11 protein-coding genes and 1 pseudogene are annotated in these 10,818 nt (G+C 50.6%); 1 reads left to right on the top strand and 11 read right to left on the bottom strand.

Features of this window, described 5'->3' with window-relative positions:
- The 11 genes and pseudogenes from G9F48_RS08945 to G9F48_RS08895 all read right to left on the bottom strand — a co-directional run bounded on the left by G9F48_RS08945 (nucleotide 1) and on the right by G9F48_RS08895 (nucleotide 9,828).
- Nucleotides 1-633, bottom strand: coding sequence for a response regulator transcription factor (locus G9F48_RS08945; RefSeq protein ID WP_003151798.1), 633 nt, complete (start codon nucleotides 631-633; stop codon nucleotides 1-3).
- Nucleotides 611-1,693, bottom strand: coding sequence for a two-component system sensor histidine kinase LiaS (gene liaS / locus G9F48_RS08940; RefSeq protein WP_003151796.1), 1,083 nt, complete (start codon nucleotides 1,691-1,693; stop codon nucleotides 611-613). Before liaS ends, G9F48_RS08945 begins: the two co-directional genes overlap by 23 nt.
- Entirely contained in the window at nucleotides 1,690-2,421 is a 732-nt protein-coding gene (liaF, locus tag G9F48_RS08935) for a cell wall-active antibiotics response protein LiaF (RefSeq protein WP_003151794.1), read from the bottom strand. Before liaF ends, liaS begins: the two co-directional genes overlap by 4 nt.
- A 26-nt stretch (nucleotides 2,422-2,447) precedes the next feature.
- Nucleotides 2,448-3,317 (bottom strand): LiaG family protein, encoded by an 870-nt coding sequence (liaG, locus tag G9F48_RS08930; protein WP_165409375.1) that lies wholly within the window; start codon nucleotides 3,315-3,317, stop codon nucleotides 2,448-2,450.
- A gap of 105 nt (nucleotides 3,318-3,422) precedes the next feature.
- Nucleotides 3,423-4,100, bottom strand: a complete 678-nt coding sequence (liaH, locus tag G9F48_RS08925; RefSeq protein ID WP_003151791.1) for a stress responsive protein LiaH — start codon at nucleotides 4,098-4,100, stop codon at nucleotides 3,423-3,425.
- A gap of 13 nt (nucleotides 4,101-4,113) precedes the next feature.
- Nucleotides 4,114-4,486 (bottom strand): annotated as a pseudogene (locus tag G9F48_RS08920) (protein liaI).
- A gap of 166 nt (nucleotides 4,487-4,652) precedes the next feature.
- Nucleotides 4,653-5,921, bottom strand: coding sequence for an MFS transporter (locus tag G9F48_RS08915; RefSeq protein WP_071392257.1), 1,269 nt, complete (start codon nucleotides 5,919-5,921; stop codon nucleotides 4,653-4,655).
- 164 nt (nucleotides 5,922-6,085) lie between these two features.
- Nucleotides 6,086-6,655: a cob(I)yrinic acid a,c-diamide adenosyltransferase gene (locus G9F48_RS08910; RefSeq protein WP_165409374.1), complete on the bottom strand. Its 570-nt coding sequence runs from the start codon at nucleotides 6,653-6,655 to the stop codon at nucleotides 6,086-6,088.
- A complete protein-coding gene (locus G9F48_RS08905) occupies nucleotides 6,652-7,878 on the bottom strand; it encodes an ABC transporter ATP-binding protein (protein ID WP_165409373.1) in 1,227 nt (408 codons plus the stop codon). The genes G9F48_RS08910 and G9F48_RS08905 overlap by 4 nt, the downstream gene beginning before the upstream one ends.
- Nucleotides 7,875-8,921, bottom strand: coding sequence for a FecCD family ABC transporter permease (locus tag G9F48_RS08900; RefSeq protein ID WP_017418939.1), 1,047 nt, complete (start codon nucleotides 8,919-8,921; stop codon nucleotides 7,875-7,877). The genes G9F48_RS08905 and G9F48_RS08900 overlap by 4 nt, the downstream gene beginning before the upstream one ends.
- On the bottom strand, nucleotides 8,884-9,828 hold the full coding sequence (locus tag G9F48_RS08895; RefSeq protein WP_165409372.1) for an ABC transporter substrate-binding protein: 945 nt from the start codon (nucleotides 9,826-9,828) through the stop codon (nucleotides 8,884-8,886). Before G9F48_RS08895 ends, G9F48_RS08900 begins: the two co-directional genes overlap by 38 nt.
- Nucleotides 9,829-10,015: 187 nt before the next feature.
- Here G9F48_RS08895 and G9F48_RS08890 point away from each other — a divergent pair, with 187 nt between their 5' ends.
- A complete protein-coding gene (locus G9F48_RS08890) occupies nucleotides 10,016-10,807 on the top strand; it encodes an SDR family NAD(P)-dependent oxidoreductase (protein ID WP_003151783.1) in 792 nt (263 codons plus the stop codon).
- The last annotated feature ends 11 nt before the right edge of the window (nucleotides 10,808-10,818 follow it).

Genomic DNA, 10,818 nt, shown 5'->3' with positions numbered 1-10,818 from the left:
TTATGTCACGAGATGATTGCGGTGGGCATATACGGCTGCCTGCGTGCGGTCACTGACATCAAGCTTTGACAATATATTCGTAATGTGGGTTTTCACCGTTTTAATCGTAATGAAGAGCTCTTCACCAATCTCTTTATTCGTCTTGCCTTCCGCGACGAGACAGAGGATTTCCAGTTCTCTTTTCGTCAGCGTTTCATGCGGAAGCTGATTCTCTGAATGGCGCAGCCTTGACAGCACTTTTCCCGCCACCTTCGATTCAAGCTTCGGTTCGCCCTTGGCAGCCGCTCTGATGGCTTCGGCTATTTCTGCCGCCTTGGACGTTTTCAGCAAATAGCTGAGCGCTCCCGCTTCGATCACCGGATACACTTTGTCGTCATCAATAAAGCTCGTCAGCACGATGATTTTCGGGTCATTGAGTTTCGCGCAGATCTGTTTTGTCGCTTCGATGCCGTCCATGCCGTCCATGACAAGGTCCATTAAAATCACATCCGGCAAAAGCTCTGCGGCCAGATCGACGCCCTGCTGCCCGTCTGATGCTTCACCGGCGACTTCAATGTCCGGCTGTGCTTCTAAAAATGCGGCCAGACCCATCCTGACCATCTCATGATCATCAATCAGTAACACTCGAATCACTGTCGTTCTCTCCTTTTGTTTTCTGATAAATCGGGACTTTCACGTCGATCTGCGTGCCTTTTCCCTTTACGGAGATAATTTCCGCTATGCCGCCGATTTCACTCGCTCTTTCCTTGATGGAATGCAGGCCGTATGAGGATGCTTTCACTTGATCCATCGTAAAACCCGCCCCGTTATCAATGACCTTAAGCTGCAGCTTTTGATGTTTCGCGCCGAGTCTGACGGTGACCTTGGTCGCCTTTGAATGTCTGAAAACGTTGGAAAGCGCCTCCTGCACGATGCGGAACAGATGGTCTTCAACGCCTTTTGACACACCCGTATCGCTGATGTCCCACTCAATATCCAGCGGCTGCTTCGCTTTGAACTCTTTTAACAGCTCAATCAGCCCTTCTTTTAAGCCTTTTCCTTCTAAAGTGACGGGCCGCAGATGCAATAGCAGCGCTCTCATCTCGTTTTGCGCTTCCCCCGCCATATGTTCAACCATGCGAATCCGTTTGACGATTTTGTCATCCGCATCTTTCACCTGCTCTAAGACGGCGGATGTCATCATAGAAATGGCAAAGAGCTGCTGGCTGACGGCATCGTGCAGATCGCGCGCCAGCCGCTGGCGTTCTTCAGTGATGACCGATTTTTTCATTTGATCCTGCCATTCCGCCCGCTCGTTGGAGAGCTTTTGCAGCGATGTGACCTGGAGTTCGACCCGCTTGGCCATTTCGTTGAGCTGATCTGCCGCCAGACCGATTTCATCATCGCCGAGCGGCGGCACCCGATAAGCGAAATTGCCGTTTTCAAATTTCAAAACCGCTTCAATCAGTGTATCCATTCTTGTTTTCAGGCGGCCTCCGTATACATAACCGGAAATCAATCCCGCCGAAAGAGACGCCAGAAGCAGGATGACCACAAACGGAATACCGAACCAGCCGGAAGAAAACAGCAGCATCGGGTCAAGCCCGTAATACAGCAGCATCAGCGTAATAAACACCGCGCAAAGGAGCAGACTGAGCCCCGCAGTCATCCGCATGGCGCGCCACTGAATATTGGCGAGTAATTTTTTCCTCATAAATACTTCACATCCACATCGCCGATGAATAACGAAATTGAAATTTTAATCCGCCGCGGCGAGTCGCCGTACTCAGACGATACTTTATAAAGATTCGGGCTCATGCCGCTTTTCTTAGAGCCGAGCAGGTTCATATCGCCGATAAAAGCCGATGAACTGACGGACACTTCGATATCCGGCGGGACGTACACATCGACATTGCCGATGACACCGCTGATGGTCATCGTGCTTTCTCCTTCGGGAATCATCGCTTTTGACAAATCAATTTTCACATCGCCGATGAATCCGGAAACATTTAAATCATTCAGCTCAAACGGGTCCTTCATCATCCGCAGCTCGCCGATAAAAAAGCTGCGGAGATCCGGCTGTCTGCTTTCCGTCTGGGCGGAAGGCTTTGGCTGCTCTTCTTTTTCAAGATTGATTTTCTTCTCTTTATGTTCATACACGCGCTTTCCTTTCAGGAGCCTGTAGCCCGCGTATATGAGAAAGGCGGCGAAGGCATAGCCGAACAGGTTAAAGGTGGCGCTGAACAGGTTCCTCAAAAATAAAAAAGCGGCGAAGATATACAGGACGGAGCCGAGCCAGCCGCGGGAATATTTATTAAAAATATAACCTGTGATCAGAAAAAAGAGCGGCCAAAACAAGAAGTCGCCGATGCCGATAATACGCAAAAACATGCTGACGCCTAATAAGGCGATGATAAGTCCGAGAATCTGTTTTTTTGCCATCAGCTGCCTGCCCCTCCTTTCCTTGACTATTGCAGTGCAATATTGCCGCTCGTCACTTTTATATCAATCGGCCTGGCGCCGCTGCCCTTCATACCGGTGAATGCCCCGCCGTCCTTACTCGTTTTCTCAAAGGAATAAGACGGCTGAATCCTTCCGCTTGCCGTCTCGGCGTTCACCGTAAAACTTCCGTCTTTCGGCAGGCTGATCGCTGCGCTGCCGCTCGCAAGCCTGACGGATACGGGAGCATCCGCTGTCTCAAGCGAGGCGTCGACACTGCCGGAAGCGACCCGCACGTCAAGGGCGCCCGCCGCATGTTGAAGCCCGACATGTCCGGAGGATAAGCGGATATCCCCCGTTTTCGCCGCAAGGCCTGATGCTGTGAGGTTGCCCGACAGCCCTTTCGCTTCAAACACATCCGTCTTCACGTGCTTCAGCGACATATCCCCGCTTACAGAACGGACGCCGAGGTGCGCAAGAGACAGCCCCTTGTTTCCGTCAACGGCAATGCTGCCGCTTGACGTATGGACGGTAATGCCCCGATGATAATCATACGGAATGCGGACAATCAGCAGAGGACGCTGAAAGAGATTCAGAAATTGAAACCCTTTCTCCTTCGCTTTGAGATTGAGGGTTTTTCCCCTGCTTTGGACAAACATTTTCCCCGCCGGTCCCGCCATGTTTGCCGCGATATCATTCCGCGCTTCCGCGATGATTTTTACATCCGTCTGTTCCGATGAAACCGACAGGCTGTTGACGGCACGCGGCGGTATGCTTGCCGATTCCGCTTCTGTTTCGTAAAGCGGAAAAAAACGCCCGGCAAACACTTCTTTCACCAAAAACAGACAGCAGATCAGAACGGACGCCGCCATCAGTCCTTTGGCCATCTTACGCTTCATTACGTTCCATCCTTTTTCATTCATTTTATTATAAAGGAAAAGCCGGAGAATTGATACGTGCGTATAGGGAAGAGGCGTAAAAGCGCCGATCTTCCCTTGTGCACATTATTCATGAGCCGCTTTTTGATGCTCTGTTTTCTCCAGAGAAAGCGAGCGCATTTTTTCAATCTCAGCTTCCACCTCGTCTGAATATTGGGAGCGGCTGTATTCTGTGTTCGCCTCGGCTGAAGTCCCGTATTTGACGCGGACTTCCATTTCTTCAATGCGGCTTTCCATTCGAAGGAACTCTCTATAGGCGCTTTCACTGTCAATTTTGTCGAAAGAAGCGTTCATATGTTCCTTCGCTTTTGCCGCGTTGGCACGGGCGATGAGCGCCTGTTTTTTATCCTTTACGTCGCGGAGGCGCGTTTCTAAAGTTTCCAGCTGCTCTTTCAGCTCTGCCAGCTGTGTTTTCGCCTGTTCATACGCTTTTTCATGTTCGGCCGCTTTTCCCTCAAGGTATTTCATTTCAGTCAGCGCCTTTTTCGCAAGCTCCTCTTCCCCGGCATCAAAAGCAAGCTGAGCCTGATTTTTCCGTTTTGCCGCCGTTTCGGAGGCGTCTTCCTGTTTTTTCTTAAACTGATGGACGATCGTGTGCTGTTTGACAATTGTTTGTTTCGCCTTAGCGATGTCACTTTCCATATCACGCACATATTGATTCAGCATGACTTTCGGATTTTCTAATTTATCAAGCCCTTCGTTAACAGATGCGACGAACATATTTCTTATTCTTTTTAAGACCATTTTGTCTTCCTCCTTATTTTTTCTTCAGAAATTCTTCCCATTCAGAGTCAAATCCGGATTGATAGCCCGGTGATGCCGCTTCCGGGGCGGGAAGCGGTGTCTGAGCCGCCCTGCTTCATCATCTTCCACCCGAAATACACCATGGCGCCGGCCAGTCCGATGGCAACGATAAATGGAAGAGAACCGACGAGAATCATAGCTCCGATGAAGCCCGCGATGATACCCGATACCGCCCGGCCTTTTGAAAAACGTTTGATTCCCCAGTAAAGCATCAGGCCTCCGATCGCCAGCGGGATGATAAATGCGAAATGGCCTCCTCCGAAAAAGACAGAAAGTCCGAACACAATCAGCAGAAAGCCGCCTGCCGTTTTTACATTTATATTCATGCAGATCCTCCTTTCGTTTTCCTTGTCTTTACTATAAACAAATCCCGCGGCCGGCAAAACGAGTCAGAGATTGATTTTCATATCAGACCGGAGTCGTATAACCCCCCGGACCTTCGCATAAAAAAACGCCGCTGCACCGGACGGCGCAGGGCGTTTCACGAAAAATCTATATTCTGATGCTCGCTTCTTTTTCCCTGATGAGATCTGAGCGTTCAGCTTTGGCCAGCTTCGTAAAGATCAATATTCCGAGACCGGACAGGACTTCAACGAGACCGCCGGCGGCAATGACTTTCCCGGGACCGAAGGCGTTAGCCGCGTATCCGCAAAGAACTGCGCCGAGCGGAATGGATATGTTTGAGATCATATGGATGACGGCATAGACTTGCGGCTGGTCATCATGGTCCACAGACGTCTGAATAATCGTATATTCCGGCACATTAATCGCGCTGACGGCAGATCCGAACGCAAACGCGGCGAGGAAAACGAGCGGCAGAAAAGTGTTGAGGCCGGTGATGAAAAATGCCGCCCCTTCTATGATTCCCGCTGACACAAACAGGAGACCGTATTTGTTCACCTTCACCTTAGCCAAAATAAAACCCATTAAAAAGGCTCCGCCCGTGCCTGTCGCTTTCAAAAGCGAGTAGATGATCGGCGGCATGTTTAAATCTTCGGCGACATAAACGGCAGAGAGCGCCTCCCACGGAGCGGCCGCAAAATTCATGAAGATACAATAGATGGCGAGCGGGTATAAAATCTGGTGTTTCCTGACAAGAACGAAACCCCGTTTGAGCCTTCCGAAATACGTCCCGCGCTGTCTGACGGCGACGGTATCCTCTTTGGCATGCTGGACTTGGTATGACATAAAGAGTACGAGAAAACCTGATAGAAGATAGAATATAAGAGCGATAAACAAAGAATAAGCGGGACTGATAAATGTTAAGAACACCCCGCTCAGCGTAATGGCTGCAAGTCTGACGATCTGGCCTGATGACTGGATGACCGCATTCGCTTTCTGCAGGCTGTTTTCTCCGACAATATTGGGGATTAATGAGATAGATGCAGGATTATAAGCGGCTCCCGTGGCTGAATGCAAAATCATGAGAAGCATGACAAACCATAAAGGAGAAAAACCGTTAAAGTAACAGACCGGAATGATCAACACGACCGCCGCGCGCGTGAGATCGGAGAAATACATCCAGAATTTCAGCGTATGCTGCTTCATAAAAGGCCCGGTAATCGGCGCCAGCATCGCCTCCGGAAGGAACGTGACCGCAATGAGCAGGGACGTGCCGATCGCGCCTTCCCCGTCAAAAATCAAAAACCACAGAATGGAATTAAAGGCAAAACCGTCGCCCGACAATTTAACAAGCCTCGAGATAAACAGAAGGGTGAAATTTTTATTCCAGATGCTCTCGCTCTTATTATATGTATCCATCTATCAAATCCCCCATTATTTTACAATGTTTCTTATAATATCTCATTTTTTAATTTTTCAGTCAATAATGCATAAGATACATTTTCCTTCTGTCAATAAAGGTTCAATTGATGGATATCTCTATAAAAAAACAGCCGGCTTGCTGCTGCCGGCTGAACAAAACGTTATTCATCATCACGGAATACCGCGGCGCTTCTTTCATACTCTATATCCTGAACGCCCTGTCTTGCGTTAACTGCTCTTGCCGCCGCGAAAAAATAATCAGACAGGCGGTTCAAGTAACGCATCACCGTATCATTTATCTCTTCTGTTTTGCCCAGTTTCACGACGAGACGCTCAGCCCGTCTTGTGACGGTCCGCGCGATATGAAGCTGAGCAGCCGCCTTATGCCCGCCCGGAAGAATAAATTTCTCAAGCGGGGGCGCTTCAGACGTGTAACGGTCTATGCAGTCTTCCAATGCGGAAATAGATGTCTCTCTTAATGTATAGTTTCTATGTTCAGTGACCGTCGCCAAGTCGCCGCCGCAGTCAAACAGCTCATGCTGAATGTTTCGGAGTTCGGCTTTCACATCACCGCAATTCTCACAATCATCTAGCTCCGCAAGCGCAAGCCCGATAAAGCTGTTCAGCTCATCAATCGTCCCGTAGCTTTCAACCCGCAGACTGTCTTTATCCGTTCTGCCGCCGATCAGGCTTGTCTGTCCTTTATCACCGGTTTTCGTATACAGCTTCATCGTTGTCTTCCTCCTTCTTCCGCCGCTTTTACACATGCCGCGGTTCCTCTTCTGACGGCTCTTTCCGCGTGAGGGACGTCCATTGCCTCTCCTGTCTGCAAGGCACAAATGACGATGTCGCCTTTTGCCTGTCTGCCGGAAAGGGCCTGCATTCTCGCTTCAGCCGCTGCCGTTAACAGCCGAACAAATCCCTGTTCAGATAAATGTCCGCTGATCAGCACCCAAACGGTATACTGCGCAGTCACGGCTATCGTAACCGAATCAAACGTACGGCAGATCAAACCAGCTGCCGCCGAGCCGGAAAGCCGGCGGCTCCACGAAAAGCCCGGGCCGTCAGATGCGGTTGACAGCATTCTGAACGGCCGTTCTGTATGAAGCGTTACGGTATTTCCGCTTTTGTTTATCAGAGAGGCGAACGGAACGCCGGCGGGCTCTCCTTCCTCCCGCGCTTCCGGCATAAAAGAGATCAGCGGTTTCGGCGACGATTGCTGGGCAACAGCGCTGACGGTGATGCCGTAAATGTCTTCAATCGTCTCTTTTTTTAAAGCCTGATCCGGCGTCTGCTTCGGAATAGCGCGTCCGTCTTTCATCATCAGGAGCTGATCACAATATTGGCTTGCGGCGTTGAGGTCGTGAAAAATACTGATGACCGTCAGGCCTCTTTCTCTCGTCAGCCGCTTTACCGTATCAAACAGGTCTTTTTGATATTTGAGATCAAGAAAGGTCGTCGGCTCATCCAGACAGAGCACCTCAGGCTGCTGAGCCATCGCCTGCGCCAGATAGACGCGCTGCCGCTCCCCTCCGCTCAGATTGCGGACCGATTGCTGCGCATATCGGTCGATGCCCGTCATTTCCATCGCTTCCCGGACAATGTCTTCGTCATGTTGATCCATCTGTCTGAAGAGTCCTTTTTGATACGGGTATCTGCCGAAGGACACCGTTTCCTTAACGGTAAATGTAAAAGCTTGCTCCGTATGCTGCGGCAAAACGGCCATGATTTTCGCAAGCTCCCGCGGCTTGTATCTGCCCGCGGGCCTGCCTGCGACGAGCACCTCGCCCTTTGACGGAGAGAGCATTCCCGTCAGCAATTTCATCAGCGTTGTTTTTCCTGAGCCGTTCGGACCGAGTATGCCGACAAATTCACCTTTTCCGGCGGTAAAACTGACATCTTCTACAATCATCCGGCCTCCGTACCCGCCGGACAGGCTGCTCACTCTGATCATAAGCGGTTCCCTCCATGATGCTGGCGAAGCAGAATCAAGGCAAAAACAGGCGCTCCCGCCAAGGCCGTCATAATGCCGATCGGCAATTCGACAGGCTCAATGACGGTGCGGGAAAACAAATCCGCCAAAATGAGAAATCCGGCGCCCGTCAATGCTGACAGCGGCAGTAAATGGCGATGATCCGTCCCCCACAAAAGCCGAGTCACATGGGGAATGACAAGGCCGACAAACCCGATCGTCCCCGAGACGGCAACCGCGCCTCCCGTCAGCAGAGATCCGGCGGCGATCATCAGCAGTTTTCTTTTTCCCGTACTGACGCCTAACAGCCTTGCTTTTTCTTCTCCATAAGTCATAATGTTTAATTCTCTGCCATTGATAAGCAGAAGCGCCGTCCCGGCCAGAAAAAAAGGCAGAAACAGCGCGACATAGCCCCAGCCCCTCATGGACACGCTTCCCAACAGCCAGCGGACAATCGGGAGCAGATCATTTCCCGTTAAAGCAATCACAAGCGAAATGAGAGCCCCGAGAAAAGAATTCATAATGATGCCTGTCAAAATGAGCGTCGAAACCGACATCGACGCATGAACGAGGCGGCTGAAAAACAGAACCGCCGCCATAACCGCAATGGCAGCGGCGATGCTGACAACCGGAAGTGTGAACCGGCCGATGACGGGAATCTGAATGCCGAAAAACAAGGTGATAACGGCTCCCGCCGAGGCTCCCGAAGATACCCCGAGTGTATAAGGGTCGGCGAGCGGATTTTTCAGAAGTCCCTGAAACGCCGCCCCCGCAATGGATAACGCGGCTCCGACAAGAGCGGCCAGAACGACTCTCGGCAGGCGGATATTGATCATAATATTTACATTCATGGGATCAACAGAGGATGTCCGGCCGATCCCGATCCAAAAAACGTCGGATAAAGGAATATGCAGACTGCCGATTGAAATGCCGAGTGCCGTACAAACGGCTAAAAACAGCAGGCTGACCGTGTAGGCCAGCGGGCGGTTACTTTTTAAACGTTTCAGGATAAACGCTTTCTGCAAGCTTCTCGACCCCTTTGACAAGGCGCGGGCCTGAGCGTGTGACAAGGTCAGGATCAACAGAATAGACATTGTGGTGTTTGACCGCATTGACGGCACCCCAGCCGGCGCGTTTTTCCACTTCAGCGGCCTTTACGCCGTCTGTCGTAATGATGACGTCCGGATTCATTTTGACAATCGCTTCATCCGTCAGCTGCACCCAGCCGGTCTGGCTGCCGGCGGCGTTTTTCGCATGTATATCTTCAAGCATTTCGTTCATAAACGTGCCTTTCCCCGTCGTGTAGCCGTCAGGAGACACTTCGACGAATACTTTCTTTTCGTCTTTTTCAGAAATGGCAGCCGCTTTCTTTTCTATGCCGGAAAGGTCGGATTTCATCGATTGGATCAGCTGATCCGCCTGCTTTTCTATGCCGGCCGCTTTTCCGATCATGCTGATTGATTTGTACACATCTTGGAACGATTGCGCATCATTGACCGTTAAGACGGTGATGCCCGCATCTTTCAGCTGCTTCATCGCATCGGCGGAAGCGGACATAGAGGACGCGTGGGCAAGCACGAGATCCGGCTTCAGCGCGATGACTTTTTCAGCGTTCACATTCATATCTCCGACTTTCGGTTTTTTTACGGCTTCTTTCGGATATGTATCATTTGTCGTGACGCCTGCGACCTTATCTCCCAGTCCGAGCGCGTATGTAATTTCCGTATTGCTCGGCATGAGGGAAACGATTTTTTCCGGTGCCTGCTTTATGGTTACTTTTTCGTTCGCGGCATCCTTAATGGTTACCGGGAATGCTTCGGTTGAGACGGCTTTTTGTTTGGCCGCGCTTCCTTCTTCCTGTGCGCCGGAACAGCCGGCGATCACAAAGGCGGTGACCAAGAGCGCCGCCCAGACGGCAGTGATCTTCTTCATTCTTTTAACTCCCCCTGATTATGGTAAACGACTGTCTCTTTGACATTCGTATCCTTTTTTCGCAGTAATTATACTATAAGTCTTTAAGGCTTGTATATCCGGCCTTTTTGCATGAAAGCAAATTGTTCGTACACACTAAAATTCATCATGTATACTGTTACACAATGGTGTAAAAAGGAGGATTATCATGGAATTACAGCTTGAACGAAAGCTCGTGTTGATTACAGGATCAACTTCAGGGATCGGAAAAGCCGCGGCAAAAAGCTTTTTAGCCGAAGGCGCCGAGGTGATTGTAAACGGAAGAAAAAAAGAAACCGTGGAACGGACGGTTGAGGAGCTCTCCGCTTACGGAACGGTTCACGGCATCGCTGCGGATTTATCGCGTCAGGATGAGGCGGATGACTTGATCAAGCGCGCCGGGGGAATCGGGGAAGTCGATATTCTCGTCAATAATCTCGGTTTTTTTGAAGTAAAGGACTTCGCTGAGGTGTCTGATGACGAATGGACTCGGTATTTTGAAGTGAATGTTATGAGCGCCGTGCGCCTGTGCCGGCGTTTTCTGCCGCAAATGCTTGAAAGAAACAGCGGACGGATTTTGAACATCTCCAGTGAAGCCGGAGTCAAACCGCTTGCGCAAATGATTCCGTATTCAATGACGAAAACGGCGTTAATCAGCTTGTCCCGGGGAATGGCGGAAATGACGAAAGGCACAAATGTCACGGTCAACTCCGTGCTGCCGGGACCGACATGGACCGAAGGCGTCGCTTCTTACATGGAAGGAGCCGCAAAGGCTGCCGGAGAAGACACGGACAGCTTCGTCCGGGATTATTTTAAAGTGAATGAACCGACATCTTTGATTCAGCGCTATGCAACCCCGGAAGAAGTCGCCAATACGATTGTATTTCTCGCTTCATCAGCGGCTTCTGCCATTAACGGCACCGCACAGCGGGTTGAAGGCGGCATCATCCGCTCCATTTAACACAAAAAAGC

Source organism: Bacillus sp. EKM420B, from assembly GCF_011065565.1.
In the GTDB taxonomy this organism is placed as follows: Bacteria; Bacillota; Bacilli; order Bacillales; family Bacillaceae; genus Bacillus; species Bacillus velezensis.
Note: the sequence above shows the minus strand (reverse complement) of the source record. Positions and strands in the feature narration are given on the sequence as shown.